The following is a 19,265-nucleotide window of genomic DNA, read 5'->3' as shown; positions in this document are numbered from 1 at the left end:
ATTTCCAATACTTTAGTGTATATTTTTTCTCTGGAACATCTTTAAGAGAAAGGGATTAAGGCCATGTTATTAATCGATATATTTACGTTTCTTGGCATTATCGCCGCTGCCATTTCTGGTACATTAGTTGGTTTAAAAAAAGATTTAGATTTATTTGGTGTCCTTTGTTTAGCTGTAGCTACTGCGCTCGGCGGCGGTATTATTCGTGATATCATGATTGGTAACCTGCCCCCTGTCGCATTTGTAAAACCCATTTACTTTTTCGTAAGTGTATTATCAGCATTATTTACTTGTATGTTTTTTGAGCGTATCAATAAACTTCAAGTCGTTATTATGCTTTCTGATGCTGTTGGATTAGGCGTTTTTACAGCTATTGGTGCAAATGCGGCAATGTCACATCATGTTGACGCCTCATTTCTAGTTGTTTCAATGGGAGTCATTACAGGTATTGGAGGCGGTATTTTGCGTGACATTTGTGCTCAAGATATCCCTTACGTATTCCGAAAAGAGATTTACGCAATCGCTTCTATCTTAGGAGCAATTAGCTTCCTAATCACACACGCTATGGGCGCGCACGTATTAGCTTTCTATGTTTGTTTATTAGTAACATTCGTTATTCGTGTCGTCACTGTAATATATAATGTGCATTTCCCTGTTTTCTTTAAAACACATGCTAAAATTAATAAAGGCCATTAAGAGAATTCTATCTAGAATTCTCTTAATTTATATACTATTCTACGAACTAATATAGAGTAATTATNNATAATTACTCTATATTAGTTTTAAAATTGAAAACGTTTTATACACAGGGGGAAGAATGATGCTTGGGGTTTTCAAAAAAAATATTAATAAAACAAACACCAGTATAATCGAATTAAGTAAGGACCAACAAATAACTTTTAATGTACCTACTAATTCTGAACTGAAAATTCAAATGGATATGCTACACATTTCAAAAGAAGATTTACAAGTTGTAAAAGTACTACAGCCTTTTATTTATGCAGAAATTGATTGGATTACTGAAAAATTCTATGCCAACATTACAAAACAACCTAATTTAATTACTATTATTGAACGTTACAGCTCTATTCCAAAACTAAAGCAAACTTTAAAAACACATATTAAAGAATTATTCAGCGGCAATATGCATGAAGATTTTATTGAACAGCGTGTTAGGATTGCCAAACGACATGTACAAATTGGCTTACATCGAAAATGGTATACTGCTGCTTATCAAGAATTATTCCGCTCTATTATGAAGATTTTGCAAACAAAAATAACAACAATCGATGATTTTTCCTATTCTATAAATGTCATAAATAAATTATTCACTCTTGAACAAGAACTTGTTCTTGCAGCTTATGAATCTGAATATGAAAGAATGCAAAAAGAGCATGAGAAAGAAAAAGAACTAACTGCTATGACAATTACGCATATCGCAACAGAACTAGCTGCTGTATCTGAAAAGACAAGCTCTTCTATTCAAAAACTAACCGCTAAGTCTGAAACTATTGTAGAGATTGCTAAAACAGGTACATCATTAGCTACAACATCTGAAGAAAAAGCGAATAAAGGGAAAGAACAATTAAACCAGCAAAACAAACGAATGGGATCTATTCAAATGAATATGGAAACGATTATTACAGATACTCATGAACTTCTCGATATTTCTAACAAAATTAACGAAATCATAGATATCGTTAAATCGATCGCGGAGCAAACAAATTTACTCGCACTAAATGCTGCTATCGAGTCTGCACGTGCTGGAGAATTTGGGAAGGGGTTTTCTGTTGTTGCTGGTGAAATCCGAAAATTATCAGAGCAAACGAAAGAATCGATATTTAACGTTACAAAGCTCGTCGAAAAAACAAATGAACAAATTACCCGTGTCTCGTCTTCCGTGAAACAAATTAGCTCTCTCGTATCGGAAGGAACGGATAGTATGTCGGCAACAGATCGATACTTCCAAGAAATTGTAAAAGATATGTCTAACTCAAAAGAACAGAATAAGAAAATTGAACATGAGCTACAAGCTATTTCACAAGTCATGAAAGGAATTCAAGATGATTCCTCACAAATGGCTCTAACAGCCGATAATTTGCAACTAGAACTAAATCGATAAGACAAAATTCAGGTCAGGCATACTTTTCATCTGCACTGACTACTAAATTTCATCTTCCATCAAAAAAAGAATCCAGAATGGATTCTTTTTACTTTCTGAAAAATATTTTTTGACAATACACATAACTCATATAAACACCAAAGCTCTGCAAAATAAACAATGCCGGCATAATTACATTGTAATATGCCATATCTACTTGGAAGAGCTTTAACAATACGTAGCCACTAATTAAAAATAAGAACAACATATATCCCTCATTTTGTTGTTTCTTAATTAGGAAGTGTAATAGAGCTATAGTCATAAACAATGTTACGGCTATATATATCAGTTTTTCACATTTGAAAAGAATAGAATTTATCCCCTCCTCTGAAAACTGATTTATCATCGGTTCTAAAAGTTTAAATCTTTCTCCCTCAATCTCTTTTAACTTTTGATCAATATGCTCTGTTACACTTTGATTTTTCGATATTTTTTCCTCATGTTGCGTTTTTCCAATTAAGACAGATTGAACATACGTCTCATTCGCAATCGTATATTGTGACAGTCCCATTGTCTTAATTCCATAATTCACACTAAAATGAGCACTATAAAATAGAATAAGTATCCCTACCATCTTTAGTAACACTTTTTGTTTCGTTGCTGATTGAGACACTTCAATTAATAATACATATACAGTGATAAAAATAGGAAGAAATAATCCTATCGGGAAAATCATATTACTAAATGCAAATAAAACCGCTGAAAACACCCACATATAAGGATGATCTAACCCTTTATATAAAAGTATGTAACAAGCAAAATAAAATAAAAATATTGCAAGTGACTCAGGAGTTAATACGGAACTCAGCAATATATTTGGAATATACAGAGCATAAAATATAGAAGCAATACGACCGCATTCTTCTCCAAAAACCATTGCCGCAATACGATAAATAAAAAATGCGGTTCCTGCGCAAAATAACACATTAAATAGTTGTAAAGCGAATAATGTATCACCGAATATACGAATGATTACTGACTCATATATAATAAAAGGCAAATGAATTACAGTCCCTATATTATTACCAATTGCAATCTGCTTTGCAGACTCATACATCACTTTCATATCACCAATTATTGGAGCATCTACAAATAACAGCATACTAAGCCTCACAACTATAGATATACTTATAAGAAAAATAAGAAATTGTTTATCTGTAAAACGATATTGTAGAATTGATGCCACTAACAAAATAAGTATGACGAAAATTGCCAATATGATTGTTACACTTGTTGTACTTCCTCCAAAGAATTGCTTACTTGTCTCAAATGCTACCCAACAACTATAAACGAAAAATGCGAGCATCGCACCGATCGTAATTTTATTGAAGAAAGATGAAAAATTTGTTTGTATATGATTCATATGTCCATTGCACCTCTATTTCCATTCATAACAAAATGATTCTATCATGAATGGGTACACGGCTGATAGGGAATTTCTATGACGAATACATAGTCATTACTTTTTACTTGCAATGTAAGCGAATCCTCTTTTACACTACATTTTAGATAAAATAAATTTTCTTTCAGTTACATGAATACAAATACAGAAGTTTAAATAATCCTCTTTTGGAATACACTTTACTTCATTAAATATCTAATATGAGTACTCCACTTACACATATTATTCTGATTGAAAACAGACTATAGGGGCTGAATATATGGAAAAGAAATTCATGCGAGAATCTAAAGCAATTAAGACAACACGTGTTTTTCCTAACGATTTAAATAATCACCAAACACTTTTTGGAGGGAAATTATTAGCAGAAATTGATAGTATTGCTTCAATTGCGGCTGCAAGACATAGTCGTAAACATTGCGTAACAGCATCTATTGATTCAGTTGATTTTTTAACTCCAATTCACCAAGCTGATTCTGTTTGTTATGAAGCATTTGTGTGTTATACAGGGAAATCTTCAATGGAAGTTTTCGTAAAAGTAATCGCAGAAAATTTATTAGCAGGCGAGCGTAGAATTGCTGCTACTTGCTTCATTACATTTGTGGCTATAAAAGATGGAAAACCTTCGTCCGTACCACAAGTACTACCTGAAACTCAGGAAGAACATTGGTTACACACAACCGGTTTAGAACGCGCGGAAAACCGAAAAAAGGGACGTTTAAAAAGTAAAGAGATGGCTGAAGTTTTAACTTTAAGTAAGCCTTGGAATATTTAACATAATCTTCTCATCATACATGCACAGGTCCTTCCTTGCATGTATTTTTTATTATAAAAAATACTATCGCTTGCTTCATCATAATGCGGAATGGATAGCGCTTCATTAAAAGATATATAAATAATAGTATTGGATATAAAGCAACTTGTAGGCGTAAGTACAATGCTAAAAAGTAGAAAATGTTTCGTTTTATGAGTATCAGCTAATTTTAAGCTCCAATATAATAATCCCAATGAAAAGAATAGAAACTTTCCTTCTGTTAAAGTTAAATTTTCCACAACAATCTCTGGAGGATACACCGCTAATAAGAAAGCACCTATTAATCCTGCAGCGGGATTCAATAAATAAGTACCAATCTTATAAGTTAGTAAAATAATAAGTACTCCTAATAGGATAATAATTAATTTAGCTACAAAAAGGCCTTTATTACCATTTCCAAAAAAGTAAAATACAGTAACTAAAAACACTGGAAAACCTGGCATAATATGAATAGGTGGTTTATCAAGCTCATGATATATTAACATTCCTGTTTCCAATAAAATAGTTTCCATTTTTTGATAACCTATATCATCGCTAGCTAGAGTCAAATCTGCACCATGTGTTTGTAAAGTTGCAAAACGAAGCGCAAATCGCCTTAACATTTCATATTTCCCCTTAAAATACATAATTTTCAAATTTTATTTATATATTTTCACAAGAAAATATATTCTATTATTGTACTTTGTATACAAAGTACAATAATAGAAAGTTGATTTACAAAGTTTATATGCGTTAAACTGATACAGATGTTCTTGTAATCTTCTTCCTTTCAAAAGGCTTGTATATATGGTGCAAGACATAAAAAATTTGAGGAGATAAAAATTCTATGATGGAACAAAAACAACTTGTTTCTGTTGTCATACCTCTGTATAACACAGAAAAATATATTGAAGACACAATGCAGTCAATACTGGATCAAACATATAAAAGCATTGAAATTGTAATTGTAGATGATGGAAGTAAAGATCAATCACCTTCTATCGTAAAAAATCTTGCAGAAAAATATCCGGGGCAAGTAAAATACGTTCACCAAAAAAACCAAGGCGTTTCAGTAGCTCGTAATACAGGGATTGAAAATGCTAGCGGAGAATATGTCGCTTTCCTTGATAGTGATGACTTATGGCATCCAACTAAAATTGAGAAACAAATCGAGAGTATGCATAAAAACAACATGGACGCGTGCTATTGTGGTTATATGAATTTCTACGAAGAAACAGGTGAAAAGGTTGAGCATACAACAAACTTTATTAAAGGTGATATGGCAAAAGCATTCTTAACACACCAAGTTGTTGCTCAAACAAGTACTTGGATTTTCAAACGCTCTATCGCAATGAATCATAATATCCGTTTTACACCAGGATGTAGCTGGGGAGAAGACTTGGAGTTTTTATTTAAACTAATGAGTGTGACAAATGTATGCTATGTCGATGAATACTTAACATATTATAGAATCTTATCGGAAGGAAATCTTTCTTCTAAATATAAAGATTACGAATTAAAAACCACTAAAGAACTGGAAGTATTCAATCGTATGAAAGACTGGGTACATAATAAATCTCAAGACTTCATTACGAAAGACCCTCAGTCACTTATTGAGATTCTTGAGACTTATTTATTCCCTTATACGGTTATCAATAATGCTTGTATATACATTAAAGAAAACTCTCAATTGGATAATGCTCAAGTTCAATTAATCAAAAAAGATATAAAGAAATATTGCCGTAAAATCTATTCAAAAAACGGAAAGCGTAGTAAAAAACTATATGCAATGCTTTGGTTTGTGCGAATTAAATTTCTGTTTTCTTAAACCGAAAATATAGTACTCACCTCTCTTTCCGTAAACAAATCAAATTTACAAATAGGACAAACTAAAAAAGTCCTAAAGAATAGAAAGGTTTTTTCTCATGAAAACAAATAAGATTCTTAAAAATGCCTCCTACCTATTTGTAGGAAATATTACTGTTCGATTTGTACTTGCTATCGCGACGATTCTCTTTGCAAGATACGTTTCTCCTGGTGAGTATGGAATGTTTACAACTGCATTAGCAGTTTCCGCTGTTATTTGTTATTTCACAGATGCAGGTTTGACACATACGTTTATGCGTGAAGGAACAAGAAAAGATGCAAATATTAGCGTACTAATCAGTAGTTATTTACGCATTCGTTTCGTATTAGCTGTCGTAATTTCTGTACTCTTCGCTATTTTTGCTCAGTTCTTCTATACGGATGTCTACTTACGTGCCATGGTATATTGGGTTGTACTACCGACAATGTTTGGAGCAACTTTACAAGGCGTTGGAATGGCTTATTTCCAAGTAACAGAACGTATGCAATTTACAGCGATTATTTCTGTACTACAAGGTGTAACAGCCGCAGCTGCGCTTCTACTAGGAATGTCGTTGAAATGGTCACTTATGACAGTCGCTGCCATGTACGGGATATCTAGTCTTGTAACAGGAGTCATCGCCTTCATAATGGTACTCCGCCATACGACAGTTCATAAGGGCTGGGACAAAGGAATTTTAGATCAACTGCTGATTTTCACAATCAATGGCATTATCATTATGCTTTTACCACAGTTAGGCCCTATTATATTAGAAAAAGTTTCGACGTATGAGCAAGTTGGATTCTTTGGAGCTGCATCGAAAATACCTGCAGTCCTTTATCAAATACCTGGTGTAATTGCAGCAGCCTTCTATCCAAAATTATTTGCGTTTGGAAATGAAAAGAATATTGATGAACATAGAAAACTATCTCAGTTTGAATTAAAACTGATGTCTTTCTTAGGAATGGGGATCTCCATTCCATTTATCGCTGATCCAAGCTTTTGGATTGTTACTTTGTTAGGTGAAGAATATGCTCCAGCTGGTGATGCTCTTGCCATTTTAGCCTTTATGGTCATTCTACAATCTATTAACTATCCACTTGCTGATAATTTAACGACAATTGGTCAACAATGGAAACGCGCAACAACAATGGGAATCGGACTAGCTGTTGCCGTTATAAGTTACATCGTCTTAGGTGGTCAGTTTGGAATGATGGGAGCCGCTATTGCCGCTATCCTTACCGAGATTACGTTATTAATCGGATTCACTCTATTTGTTCGTAAAGGCTTCTCTTTACTATTTAAAGGGATTATATTCAATACCTTAGCCTTTATAATCAGCTATATTCTATACCGTACAATATTAATTACCTTACCGCCACTAGTTGCTTTAACAATTACTGGTATATTATACGGTATTATCGGTCTTGCAATCGATCCACAAATACGCGGATTGATTTTAGGATTTATAAATAAAAAACTGGCTCGAAAATAAATAAAAATAAAAACTTCAAATCAAATTTGAAGTTTTTATTTTTATCTTCTTCACTTAAAAAATGAGCCCTTTTCCAATCTATATCTTAAATTGACTTGCCTTTCTGGAATGATTATACTTGGAAACGAACAGCACTAGATGTACAACAGCTATTATTAAGGTAATTCATAGTTAATTCTTCATGTAAATATTAACTATTCACGCCCTAAATTTAACACAAATTGCACAAATGAACACTTTATTAATACTATTAAAAATCGCCGATTCATACATAGTTTTTCTTCATCCTAAAACGATATCCAGAGATGAAGAATGTGGCAATTGCATTTAAGGAGGCTTATTTATTTAATGACTTCAGAAGTAAATAAAAGAACATTTTTCACTAAAAGCACACTTATTATTATTCCATTATTAATAATATGTGCATTTGCTTTTCATTACTTTTTCCTAAAATCAGACAGTGTATTTTCTAGTACGGGAGATGCATTATCACAATTCAGTTTCTTTACATTCCTTTTACAACACGCATTTAAAGATGGGAATTTATTTTGGTCTTGGGATTATGGATTAGGTGGAGATTTATTCGGAGAATTTAGTTATTACTATAGTACAGCACCATTTTTCTGGCTTACACTTCTACTTCCTAAACTAAATTTTGACCAAATCTTTGAGATGAAGCTATATATGAGTATTTTAAAAAGTACATTAGCGATGTTATTCATGTATGGTTCTTTACGTTATCACAATAAAACTATTTTTTCTTCTTTCATTTCTGCCATTATATATGGAGGATGTGTAACTTTCATTCGCCATTCTTTATTATGGGATTTCATGGCAGATGCTATAGTGTTTTTACCTTTAGTAATATGGGGATTAGATAAATATATTTTAGAGCGAAAAAAGGGATTATTCCTGTTTGCAACAGCACTTATGCTTGCATCAAATTTCTATTTCGCTTTCATTACTAGTATTTTTATCTATATTTATGCCTTTTTCCAATATTTCGCTACACAGCAGAACAAAACAATTAAAACATTTATAATTTATTATATTAGAATTGCTTTTCTATATACTTTATCACTAGGTTTATCTGCTGTTTGCTTTATACCATCTGTAAATGGTGTATTTAGTTCCGATCGACTCGCTACAAAATTTACTATACCGTTATTTTTTGAAGATACGTTTTATAAAAACTTAATGGAAAGTATCTTTTTCATTAATAATACAGAGGATTATCAGCTTGCATTCCCTGTTTTCATCCTCTTCCTTATTACTAGCGCGCTTCTAATACGCAATAAACTTGTCACAAATAAATTGCTCTTTACTGGGTTTATGTTAGTGCTATATATGCTTCCATATACGTATTCCGTATTTAATGGCTTTTCTGCTATGCAATACAGATGGTTTTACTTATTTGCATTTGTGGTTGCGCAAACTGTTGCCTACATTCTAGATTGGATGCTGCTCCACAAAAAGAATGTCAATTCTTTAATAGGTCCTTTGCTAGCAACAGCATTATTTATTTACGCATTCTATAGAAAAGTAAATATAAACGCACAGCCGCTACAAACGATTGATAAAATTTTAATTTGCACTACTGTATTATCTATTATTACAATATTACTATGGCGCTATTTATCAAAAGTAGCCTTACAATGTTTCATTGTATTAAATGTACTCGTCAATGTAATATTTATTAATTACTTCTATTCAGATTTTTCTCTTAGTAAACACTTTAATCAAGCAGGCGTGACAAAAGAATCATTACATGGGCCAGGTCTTGATAATAAGGATGAAATTGACGCAATTCGTTATATACAAAATCAAGATAAAGATTTTTATCGAATTATCAATCCAAACAATAATTATAAAAATACGCCGATGTTGCAAGGTTATCATGGTACAAGTACTTATCAAAGCTTAGTCAATTATCATGTTCATGACTTTATGAAGAATAAGTACAATGTTTTCCAAGGATATGATAGCCCATCTATGTTCTTCCAGTTAGATAAACGATTATTCCTTGAGAACATGCTAGGGGTAAAATATTATGTACTAAGTGAAGGTGCTAATAAAACCGAAATTCCTTATGGCTATAAGCATTTACAAAAAGTAGATCCTTACAACATTTATAAAAATGAATTTGCACTACCATTAGGCTATGTATACGAAGCTGGAATAAGTGATGAAGAATTTTCAAAACTTAATTTTGCCGAGAAAGATCAACTTTTATTAGATGCTGTAGTTGTAAATGATGTTGGAAGTCTTCCATTAAAACAATTTAATACAAAACAGCTAGATTCAAAACAAATTAAGATTAATCCAAATAAAATGAAGTGGGAAAATATAGAGAAAGAGAAAGATATACTCACTGTTCATGAAAATGGGCGTATAATAGTACCTATTGATAATAACGATATGTTAGGTGATCTTCTTGTTGAAATTAAAATTAGAAATATAAACAAGGAATCATTTGGAGTTACCGTGAATGACAAATCTATGATAAAAGGTAATGAGGATGGAGCTTATGCTTATCCGTTAGAAAGATTTGTTTACAACTTAGGAAAAGATGCGAAGCCAACCGAGCTAATCATTTCTATTCCTACTCCTGGTCAATATGAGTTGAAAGACTTACAAATCAACAGTACTAACTATCAGACTGTCCCTAAAAAAGTAAATACTTTAAAAGAAAATAGTCTACAAAACATTTACTATGAAGGTAACTCCTTAAAAGGTGAGATTAATTCCACTAAGGATGGATTACTATATTTATCGGTACCGTATAGTAAAGGATGGTCAATAAAAGTTGACGGTAAAGAAACGGAATTTACGAAGGCTAATTCCGCCTTTATTGGCGTTCCTATTTCTAAAGGGCAACATGTAGTTGAAATGAAATACGTCACACCTTATTTCAAAATGGGTCTCGTTATTTCTATCATTTCATTTATCATTTGCATCTCGCTTCTAGTTCTTGGAGATACGAAAAGATATTCAAAATTAAAAAATCGTTTTAAAAAAAGTTATTAAAATGAAGTGAAGTAAAAGTTGAAGATGATTGCTTCACTTTTACTTCATGCCCAGTTTAAAATTACACCTAAGGAGGTCCTAACATGACCCTTTCAATAGTAGTACCATGCTACAATGAGGAAAAGGTGCTTCGTGCCTTTTATTCAGAGACTTCTCTTGAAATTCATAAATTAACTACCGATTATGAATTTGTTTTTGTTAATGATGGTAGTAAAGATGATACCTTAAATATTTTACGTGATTTAGCTAGTGCAGATTCATCGGTACACTATATATCGTTTAGTCGAAACTTCGGAAAAGAAGCTGCAATGTTAGCAGGTTTAAAATATGCTACAGGCGATGCAATCGTTATTATGGATGCTGACTTACAACACCCTCCTACATTAATAAAAGAACTGTTAGAAGGATATAACGACGGCTACGACCAAGTCATTGCAAAAAGGACAAGAACTGGTGATTCACCCGTTCGCTCTTTCGTCTCTCGTCTTTACTATAAAGTAATGAATAAATTTGTAGATATTGAATTAGTAGATGGTATTGGTGACTTTAGACTTTTAAGCCGAAGAGCAGTGGATTCTTTAGTATCTTTAAGTGAATACAACCGATTTTCGAAGGGCTTATTCTCTTGGATTGGTTATAACGAATTAATCATTGAATATGAAAATGTATTACGTTCTGATGGAGAAAGTAAATGGACCTTCTCGAAATTATTAAATTACGGAATTGATGGTGTAATCTCATTCAATAATAAACCGTTACGTCTATCTATATATCTCGGATTACTAACAACCATTTTTGGACTTTTATATGTAATCACTACGTTCGTTCAAATCATCCTTGGTGGTGTGGAAGTTCCTGGTTACTTTACTCTCATTTCCGCTATACTATTTATTGGCGGTATTCAACTCATATTCCTAGGGGTTATTGGTGAATATATCGGTCGTATTTATTATGAAACAAAACGTAGACCACATTTTATTGTAGCTGAAAAGAAAGTTAGTGAAGTTAAACAAAAGGCATAACAAAAAAGTTACTTCTATAGGTAGAAGTAACTTTTTTATATCCTAACATTTACACACCTTTTTTTGCATAGATATAATCATTTCTTTTAGCCCATTATAATACGAAGTTTTTGGTATCTCCCCGATACACCTCTCATATTTCTCCCCGCTTAATACAACTGGTTTTTCCGTCAAATATAGCATTTCCACAAATTCTTTCATCTGCTTATCAAACAGACCAATGAACTGGATCATTCCTCTTTTCACAGCTATTATTCGTTTCGTATATCCCGTTAATTCCCGTATGTGTTGAATCATTTCCTCACCTGTAATGACACCATAACCTGGTATGTTCCAATTTTGTCCATAGGCCTCATCATGTGAAGCTAATTCAACCATCGCTTTTGCACCATCTGGTGTAAAAATATATTCACGGGCAATCTTTTTATCTCCAACAAAGCTAGACATTTTATTTGCAAGTATTCCCTTTAATGTATGATGGACAAGTGTATTTTCTGCATTTGGACCATAAAAGTCTGGGAAATGAGCAATAAACATTCGTACATTAGCTTGTTTTGCCATCTCTTCAAGTTGTAAACGAATCTTCCCTTTCTTTGTGTGTGGTCTTTTTTTAGCCTCTTCTTTTACAAGCCCTTCCCCTTGTCTTCCATACGCATAAATATTATCAACTATTCCTAGTTTGATACCGTAATGTTTCGATACCTCTAATATGTTTATTAATAATTTCTCTTGTTGTTTCTCCCAATCTGAATACGGAATATTTACAGCATGAAATATAATATCAACATCTTTAGCGGCATTCATTATATCCTCTTGTATAAATACATCGCCTGCTACAACTTCTACATGTTTGTTCCCAGAAAATAATGCACCTAATCTCTCCTTATTTCTTGCAAAAGCAACTACATGAATCCCTCGGTCACATAATTCGTTTACAATTGCATAACCCATTGAACCAGAAGCACCTAATACTAAAGCCTTCTTCATTATAAATCCCCTCCTAAATTAATTAACCACCGTTCAATTAATGTTAAAAAGAAAATCACTTACATAAGAAGCGATTTTGAAATAAACTCTACATGTACCTTAGCCAAACCTTGTAGTTCTTCAAACGTTTGGCCACTTCTGCAATAATGTGCTACAAATCCATGTAATGATAAAAAAACAGACCATATTATCATCGCATTTAATTCCCCATCACATAAAAAAGAAATAACCTTCGCAAATTTTTCATAACTAACATTAGGACTATTTGCCAAACACTCTTTTAATTCGGCATCTTTAATTAAAAACATAATTTCATAATGACTCTGATTTCTTAGACCAAATTCAATAAAACCGAATAAAACTGCTCTTAGTTGCTCTTCTCTCGATAACTTTTGATTACAAATTTCATCTAACTTTTTGTTTAATAATTGAAAATCCTGTTCCACCATTGCGTAAAATAGCTCTGCTTTGTTTTTAAAATGATAATAAATCGAACCATGGCTATATCCAAGTTCTGTTGCAATTTTGCGCATTGAAGTATGTTGATATCCTTGTGCTATAAATAGCTCCCTAGCTACATTCATAATCATTTCTCTTGTTAGTTCTTGTTTAACTGCTTTCCTTGGCGACATATTTCATACCTCACACATATAATTAACCACTGTTCAATTATATTATATATTTTCAGAAAATTAATGCAACCCTTTTTTTGAAAAAATATACATTTTGAAATGATGGCATTATATGAAAGAATTTAGTATCATGATTCAAGGTACTATTTCAAGTTGGACGGAGGATACTATGAGCTTATTAACAGTTGAAAAATTAGGACATACATTTGGCGATCGTACATTATTTAAAGATGTATCTATGCGATTATTAGCAGGTGAGCACGTTGGATTAGTTGGTGCAAACGGTGTTGGTAAATCAACATTTATGAATATCATTACTGGTCAGCTTATTCATGACGAAGGTCGTGTAGAATGGACACCAGGCACACATTACGGTTACTTAGATCAGCATACGGTTTTAACGCCTGGACGTACAATTCGTGACGTACTAGCGGATGCATTTTTACCGTTATTCGAAAAGGAAACAGCTTTAAATGAAGTTACAGAAAAAATGGGAACTGCTACACCAGAAGAACTAGAAGAACTTCTTGAGCAAATGGCAGAAATACAAGATGCACTTGAAGCAGGTGGTTTCTATTTACTAGATATGAAAATTGAAGAGGCTGCACGTGGTCTTGGAATTGATGCTATTGGTTTAGATCGTGATGTTTCAGCACTAAGTGGTGGACAACGTACAAAAGTATTGCTTGCAAAGCTATTACTTGAACAACCAGAAGTGTTATTGCTTGATGAACCTACTAACTATTTAGACGTTGAACATATTCATTGGTTAACAACTTATTTAAAAGAATACCCACATGCATTCTTATTGATTTCTCATGATACGGAATTTATGAACAAATGTGTTGATGTTATTTTCCATCTAGAATTCACAAAAATGACACGCTATACAGCGACATATGAAAAATTCCTAGAACTAGCAGAAATCAATAAAAATCAACATATAAACGCTTATGAAAAGCAGCGCGAGTTTATCAAAAAGCAAGAAGACTTCATTGCAAAGAACAAGGCTCGTTATTCAACGACAGGTCGTGCAAAGAGTCGTCAAAAACAACTTGATCGCATGGAACTTATTGATCGTCCGGAAACAGCAATCAAACCTGAATTCTCATTTAAAGAAAGTCGTGCAAGTAGTCGCTTCGTCTTTGAAGGTGAAAATGTAGAAATCGGATATACACATCCGCTACTACCAAAGTTATCAATGACAATTGAGCGTGGTGAAAAAATTGCTATTGTTGGATGTAATGGTGTTGGTAAATCAACGCTACTAAAAACAATCTTAGGTAAAATTAAACCTTTAAACGGTAAAACAAGTCTTGGTGACTTCTTAGAGCCTGCATACTTTGAGCAAGAAGTTAAAGCTGATAATATAACACCAATTGATGATGTATGGAATACATTCCCTGGCCTAGACCAGCATCAAATTCGTGCGATGTTAGCGAAATGCGGATTAAAAAATGAACATATTTCTCGTCCATTAAGTCAATTAAGTGGTGGAGAACAAGCAAAAGTTCGTTTATGTAAGCTAATGGGTGAAGAAAGTAACTGGCTACTATTTGATGAGCCGACAAACCATCTTGATGTTACAGCAAAAGAAGAACTTAAGAAGGCTATGAAAGCATATAAAGGAACAATTCTCCTTGTATGTCACGAACCGGAATTCTATGAAGATTGGATCACAAAGGTTTGGGATGTAGAAAAATGGTCTCAAAATAGTAAGTAATCTTTAATAAAAAACTCCTTGTGTAGACAAGGAGTTTTTTATTAAGAATTTTTTATATTGTAGTATCCTATAAGGCGTAAGCGAAATTCTTTTAATTCCGGATAAACCTCTAAATTTGCTAACATGCCTCTAATTACCGGAATTCTTGGATTAAGCAATCGCATTTCCGCCTCTAAAACATCTAATGTTACTAGCAGCTCATCGTCCTCTAATTGATCAGCTAGAGTACGCTTAAATCCAATAATTTCTTTTAAAAAATGCTCTTTAACCTGTTCCTTAATGAGCTCTGATTTACAAAGAAATTCTCCAAGCTTTTCTTCGTGTAAAATAGGTTCTTCCGAAGATTCTACCAAGCCATCTACTAAATTATCTACTCTTTTTAAAATAAAAGCAGAGACGTAAGATAAATCAATTTCTGTTGCTTGTAAAATAATTAATTCTAAATACCCACGGCATATGCCTTCCACCATAATTACTAAATCCAATAAATATGGCATAATCTTTTCACCATAAATGGACAATAAACTATTTCGATAAAATGCATGAGACTCTAACTTCATCCGCATCATAAATTCTTCCACTTCTTTATTAAACGGAATCGCATTTTCTCTCGCATGCATAATAATAAACTCTTTATGCTTTTGTATATCATTAAACTGACAATGTAATTGTTTTGCAAATTTTTCATGTGGTAACAAAGACTCTTGCTCAATATCCAGCATTTTCTTTTGAATTTTGTCATAATAATATCGAAGTGTCGCTAATAAAAGCTCATCTTTTGATTTAAAATATAAGTAAAAAGCTCCCTTAGATATACCACTAGCTGTCACGATTTCCTGCACTGATGTCGCATTTACACCCTTAGTAGCAAATAACTTCATAGCCGATTCTATAATTAAACGCTCTTTTTCTTTCATATCTTCTCTCCTAAATTTAATCTCGCATCTTATTATGGATTTATTATACCATCTCTTTTTATTGACGATTGACCAACTGGTCAGTTATATTATGTATTAGACTGACCAGTTGGTCAATATAATACAAAGGGAGCGCAAACATGAACAAAATCATCAATTTCTCGTTAAAAAATAAGTTCGCAGTTTGGCTACTAACCATTATTGTTACTATTGCGGGAATTTACTCTGGCCTCAATATGAAGCTGGAAACAATTCCTGATATTACAACACCGATTGTGACAGTAACTACGGTCTATCCTGGTGCTACACCAGAAGAAGTAGCCGATAAAGTTTCAAAGCCGATGGAAGAACAACTACAAAATTTAAGTGGTGTTAACGTTGTTAGCTCATCATCTTTTCAAAACGCATCTTCTATTCAAGTAGAATACGATTTTGATAAAAATATGGAAAAAGCAGAAACAGAAATTAAAGAAGCTCTCACAAATGTAAAGCTCCCTGACGGTGTTAAAGACCCTAAGGTTTCACGAGTAAACTTCAATGCTTTTCCTGTTATTTCGTTAAGCGTAGCAAGCAAGAATGAATCTTTAGCTACCTTAACTGAAAATGTAGAGAAAAATATTGTACCGGGCTTAAAAGGACTTGATGGTGTTGCATCTGTTCAAATTGCAGGTCAACAAGTAGATGAAGTACAGCTCGTCTTCAAGAAAGATAAAATGAAAGAACTAGGACTAAGTGAAGATACTGTAAAAAATGTAATTAAAGGATCGGATGTATCTTTACCACTTGGCCTATACACGTTTAAAGACACGGAAAAATCAGTTGTTGTAGATGGCAATATTACAACGATTAAAGCATTAAAAGAACTCAAAATCCCAGCTATACCTTCATCACCTAACGGTCAAGGTAGTCAAAATGCTGGCGCTGGTGCACAAACGCCGCAAATGAATCCAGCTGCTATGAACGGAATTCCAACAGTTACATTAGACGAAATTGCTGAAATTAAAGAAGTTGGGAAAGCAGAATCCATTTCTCGAACAAATGGAAAAGAAGCAATTGGAATTCAAATTGTGAAGGCCTCTGATGCAAATACAGTTGATGTTGTAAATGCAGTAAAAGATAAAGTAAAAGATCTTGAGAAAAAATATAAAGATTTAGAGATCATTTCAACATTCGACCAAGGTGCACCTATTGAAAAGTCAGTTGAAACAATGCTAAGCAAAGCAATTTTCGGTGCTATCTTTGCGATTGTTATTATTATGCTGTTCCTACGAAATATTCGAACAACGTTAATCTCTGTCGTTTCAATACCACTTTCGTTATTAATTGCTGTTTTAGTCATAAAGCAAATGGATATTACGCTTAACATTATGACGCTTGGAGCAATGACAGTTGCTATAGGCCGTGTTGTTGATGACTCAATTGTTGTTATTGAAAATATTTACCGACGTATGTCGTTATCAGAAGAGAAATTGCGCGGAAGAGATTTAATTCGTGAAGCTACGAAAGAAATGTTTATTCCGATTATGTCTTCTACCATTGTGACAATCGCTGTATTCTTACCGCTAGGACTTGTAAAAGGTATGATTGGTGAAATGTTCTTACCATTCGCCTTAACTATTGTCTTCGCTTTATTAGCATCGTTACTAGTGGCTGTTACAATCGTACCAATGCTTGCCCATTCCTTATTTAAGAAAGAAAGCACGAGGGAAAAAGAGGTACATCATGAAGAAAAACCAAGTAAATTAGCAAATGGGTATAAACGCATACTTGCATGGGCTTTAAATCACAAAATTATTACATCAAGTATCGCTGTCCTTCTATTAGTTGGTAGTCTCGCACTTGTGCCAGTTATCGGTGTAAGTTTCTTACCTTCTGAAGAAGAAAAAATGATTATCGCAACATACAAACCTGAACCAGGTCAAACATTGGAAGACGTTGAAAAAATTGCAACGAAAGCTGAAAAGCACTTCCAAGATAATAAAGACGTGAAAACAATTCAGTTCTCATTAGGTGGAGAGAATCCAATGAGCCCTGGTCAAACAAATCAAGCTATGTTCTTCGTTCAATATGATAACGACACGAAAAACTTCGAAAAAGAAAAAGAACAAGTCGTGAAAGATTTACAAAAAATGTCTGGAAAAGGTGAATGGAAAAACCAAGACTTCGGAGCAAGTGGCGGTAGTAACGAAATTAAACTATACGTTTACGGAGATAGCTCAGAAGACATTAAGCCTGTCGTAAAAGATATTCAAAATATCATGAAGAAAAATAAAGACTTAAAAGATATAGATTCTAGTATTGCAAAAACATATGCAGAGTACACTTTAGTCGCAGATCAAGAAAAGCTGAGTAAAATGGGCTTAACGGCTGCTCAAATTGGAATGGGACTTTCTAATCAACATGATCGCCCTGTTCTGACAACAATTAAAAAAGACGGTAAAGATATCAATGTATATGTAGAAGCTGAAAAACAAAATTATGAAACAATCGATGACTTAACAAATCGCAAAATTACAACACCACTTGGTAATGAAGTAGCTGTAAAAGATGTTATGACTGTAAAAGAAGGTGAAACATCGAATACAGTAACACACCGAGATGGCCGTGTTTATGCAGAGGTTAGTGCAAAATTAACATCTGATGACGTTTCAAAAGCATCTGCTGCAGTCCAAAAAGAAGTAGATAAAATGGATCTTCCTTCTGGTGTAGATGTTTCTATGGGCGGTGTTACTAAAGATATTCAAGAATCATTCAAGCAACTTGGCCTAGCGATGTTAGCTGCGATTGCCATTGTATACTTCGTTCTTGTCGTTACATTTGGCGGTGCCCTTGCACCATTCGCAATTTTATTCTCGCTACCATTCACAATTATTGGGGCCCTTGTTGCCTTATTAATCTCTGGTGAAACATTAAGTGTATCTGCAATGATTGGGGCGCTTATGTTAATCGGTATCGTTGTAACAAACGCAATCGTGCTTATCGACCGCGTTATTCATAAAGAAAATGAAGGTTTATCAACACGTGAAGCTTTATTAGAAGCTGGTGCAACACGCTTGCGTCCAATTTTAATGACTGCAATTGCAACAATCGGAGCTCTTATCCCGCTTGCATTAGGATTTGAAGGTAGCGGCTTAATTTCTAAAGGACTTGGTGTAACAGTAATTGGTGGATTAACAAGTTCAACGTTATTAACACTTCTTATTGTTCCAATTGTTTATGAAGTATTAAGCAAATTTAAAAAGAAAAAAACAAAATAGCAAAAA

General features: G+C 33.4%; 13 protein-coding genes and 2 pseudogenes. 10 read left to right on the top strand and 5 right to left on the bottom strand.

Translation table 11 applies throughout. The features are described from left to right. Positions 1-63 precede the first annotated feature (63 nt). The 3 genes and pseudogenes from CN409_RS03190 to CN409_RS32735 all read left to right on the top strand — a co-directional run bounded on the left by CN409_RS03190 (position 64) and on the right by CN409_RS32735 (position 2,122). Positions 64-696 carry a trimeric intracellular cation channel family protein gene (locus tag CN409_RS03190; RefSeq protein WP_000924371.1) on the top strand — a complete coding sequence of 211 codons (633 nt, stop codon included), beginning with the start codon at positions 64-66 and terminating at the stop codon, positions 694-696. Positions 697-817: 121 nt separating this feature from the next. Further along, positions 818-1,366: pseudogene (locus CN409_RS32740) on the top strand (protoglobin family protein); the annotation flags it as partial. 15 nt (positions 1,367-1,381) lie between these two features. After that, the gene (locus CN409_RS32735) at positions 1,382-2,122 is read left to right on the top strand and encodes a methyl-accepting chemotaxis protein (RefSeq protein WP_372464371.1); all 741 of its coding nucleotides are present in this window, start codon (positions 1,382-1,384) and stop codon (positions 2,120-2,122) included. An 88-nt stretch (positions 2,123-2,210) separates the two neighbouring features. On the opposite strand, the gene CN409_RS03180 is transcribed toward CN409_RS32735, so the two are convergent. Beyond that, positions 2,211-3,524 (bottom strand): ArnT family glycosyltransferase, encoded by a 1,314-nt coding sequence (locus tag CN409_RS03180; RefSeq protein ID WP_097980925.1) that lies wholly within the window; start codon positions 3,522-3,524, stop codon positions 2,211-2,213. Between the two features lie 298 nt (positions 3,525-3,822). On the opposite strand from CN409_RS03180, the gene CN409_RS03175 reads away from it, so the two are divergent. After that, the gene (locus tag CN409_RS03175; RefSeq protein WP_000412126.1) at positions 3,823-4,335 is read left to right on the top strand and encodes an acyl-CoA thioesterase; all 513 of its coding nucleotides are present in this window, start codon (positions 3,823-3,825) and stop codon (positions 4,333-4,335) included. A gap of 61 nt (positions 4,336-4,396) precedes the next feature. Here CN409_RS03175 and CN409_RS03170 read toward each other — a convergent pair. After that, positions 4,397-5,000: pseudogene (locus CN409_RS03170) on the bottom strand (4-amino-4-deoxy-L-arabinose transferase); the annotation flags it as partial. 200 nt (positions 5,001-5,200) lie between these two features. Here CN409_RS03170 and CN409_RS03165 point away from each other — a divergent pair. From CN409_RS03165 to CN409_RS03150, 4 genes are all read left to right on the top strand, one after another. Next, entirely contained in the window at positions 5,201-6,181 is a 981-nt protein-coding gene (locus CN409_RS03165) for a glycosyltransferase family 2 protein (RefSeq protein ID WP_086391085.1), read from the top strand. Positions 6,182-6,278: 97 nt separating this feature from the next. Next, the gene (locus CN409_RS03160; protein ID WP_029443701.1) at positions 6,279-7,694 is read left to right on the top strand and encodes an oligosaccharide flippase family protein; all 1,416 of its coding nucleotides are present in this window, start codon (positions 6,279-6,281) and stop codon (positions 7,692-7,694) included. A 348-nt stretch (positions 7,695-8,042) separates the two neighbouring features. Continuing rightward, a complete protein-coding gene (locus CN409_RS03155) occupies positions 8,043-10,721 on the top strand; it encodes a YfhO family protein (RefSeq protein WP_086391086.1) in 2,679 nt (892 codons plus the stop codon). Positions 10,722-10,804: 83 nt separating this feature from the next. After that, positions 10,805-11,743: a glycosyltransferase family 2 protein gene (locus CN409_RS03150; RefSeq protein WP_043935117.1), complete on the top strand. Its 939-nt coding sequence runs from the start codon at positions 10,805-10,807 to the stop codon at positions 11,741-11,743. Between the two features lie 42 nt (positions 11,744-11,785). Here the strand turns inward: CN409_RS03150 and CN409_RS03145 are convergent, their stop codons facing one another. Beyond that, positions 11,786-12,730: an SDR family NAD(P)-dependent oxidoreductase gene (locus CN409_RS03145; RefSeq protein ID WP_044783707.1), complete on the bottom strand. Its 945-nt coding sequence runs from the start codon at positions 12,728-12,730 to the stop codon at positions 11,786-11,788. Positions 12,731-12,789: 59 nt separating this feature from the next. Next, complete coding sequence (locus tag CN409_RS03140) at positions 12,790-13,362, bottom strand: TetR/AcrR family transcriptional regulator (protein WP_000074952.1); 573 nt, start codon at positions 13,360-13,362, stop codon at positions 12,790-12,792. A 169-nt stretch (positions 13,363-13,531) separates the two neighbouring features. On the opposite strand from CN409_RS03140, the gene CN409_RS03135 reads away from it, so the two are divergent. Continuing rightward, the gene (locus CN409_RS03135) at positions 13,532-15,085 is read left to right on the top strand and encodes an ABC-F family ATP-binding cassette domain-containing protein (RefSeq protein ID WP_002083531.1); all 1,554 of its coding nucleotides are present in this window, start codon (positions 13,532-13,534) and stop codon (positions 15,083-15,085) included. A 41-nt stretch (positions 15,086-15,126) separates the two neighbouring features. Here CN409_RS03135 and CN409_RS03130 read toward each other — a convergent pair whose 3' ends face one another. Then, positions 15,127-16,002: a TetR/AcrR family transcriptional regulator gene (locus CN409_RS03130; RefSeq protein ID WP_044783706.1), complete on the bottom strand. Its 876-nt coding sequence runs from the start codon at positions 16,000-16,002 to the stop codon at positions 15,127-15,129. Between the two features lie 140 nt (positions 16,003-16,142). Between CN409_RS03130 and CN409_RS03125 the strand changes: the two genes are divergently transcribed. Next, a complete protein-coding gene (locus tag CN409_RS03125; RefSeq protein ID WP_044783705.1) occupies positions 16,143-19,259 on the top strand; it encodes an efflux RND transporter permease subunit in 3,117 nt (1,038 codons plus the stop codon). The last annotated feature ends 6 nt before the right edge of the window (positions 19,260-19,265 follow it).

The sequence above is a fragment of the Bacillus sp. AFS012607 genome, assembly GCF_002558005.1.
GTDB classification, from domain to species: domain Bacteria; phylum Bacillota; class Bacilli; order Bacillales; family Bacillaceae_G; genus Bacillus_A; species Bacillus_A thuringiensis_S.
Note: the sequence above shows the minus strand (reverse complement) of the source record. Positions and strands in the feature narration are given on the sequence as shown.

What these genes read in the sequence shown, in the direction of transcription:
- CN409_RS03180 (WP_097980925.1), bottom strand. Translation starts at nt 3,524, where the DNA reads ATGAATCATATACAAACAAATTTTTCATCTTTCTTCAATAAAATTACG.
- CN409_RS03125 (WP_044783705.1), top strand. Translation starts at nt 16,143, where the DNA reads ATGAACAAAATCATCAATTTCTCGTTAAAAAATAAGTTCGCAGTTTGG.
- CN409_RS32735 (WP_372464371.1), top strand. Translation starts at nt 1,382, where the DNA reads ATGCAAAAAGAGCATGAGAAAGAAAAAGAACTAACTGCTATGACAATT.
- CN409_RS03150 (WP_043935117.1), top strand. Translation starts at nt 10,805, where the DNA reads ATGACCCTTTCAATAGTAGTACCATGCTACAATGAGGAAAAGGTGCTT.
- CN409_RS03190 (WP_000924371.1), top strand. Translation starts at nt 64, where the DNA reads ATGTTATTAATCGATATATTTACGTTTCTTGGCATTATCGCCGCTGCC.
- CN409_RS03140 (WP_000074952.1), bottom strand. Translation starts at nt 13,362, where the DNA reads ATGTCGCCAAGGAAAGCAGTTAAACAAGAACTAACAAGAGAAATGATT.
- CN409_RS03145 (WP_044783707.1), bottom strand. Translation starts at nt 12,730, where the DNA reads ATGAAGAAGGCTTTAGTATTAGGTGCTTCTGGTTCAATGGGTTATGCA.
- CN409_RS03160 (WP_029443701.1), top strand. Translation starts at nt 6,279, where the DNA reads ATGAAAACAAATAAGATTCTTAAAAATGCCTCCTACCTATTTGTAGGA.
- CN409_RS03165 (WP_086391085.1), top strand. Translation starts at nt 5,201, where the DNA reads ATGATGGAACAAAAACAACTTGTTTCTGTTGTCATACCTCTGTATAAC.
- CN409_RS03135 (WP_002083531.1), top strand. Translation starts at nt 13,532, where the DNA reads ATGAGCTTATTAACAGTTGAAAAATTAGGACATACATTTGGCGATCGT.
- CN409_RS03155 (WP_086391086.1), top strand. Translation starts at nt 8,043, where the DNA reads ATGACTTCAGAAGTAAATAAAAGAACATTTTTCACTAAAAGCACACTT.
- CN409_RS03175 (WP_000412126.1), top strand. Translation starts at nt 3,823, where the DNA reads ATGGAAAAGAAATTCATGCGAGAATCTAAAGCAATTAAGACAACACGT.
- CN409_RS03130 (WP_044783706.1), bottom strand. Translation starts at nt 16,002, where the DNA reads ATGAAAGAAAAAGAGCGTTTAATTATAGAATCGGCTATGAAGTTATTT.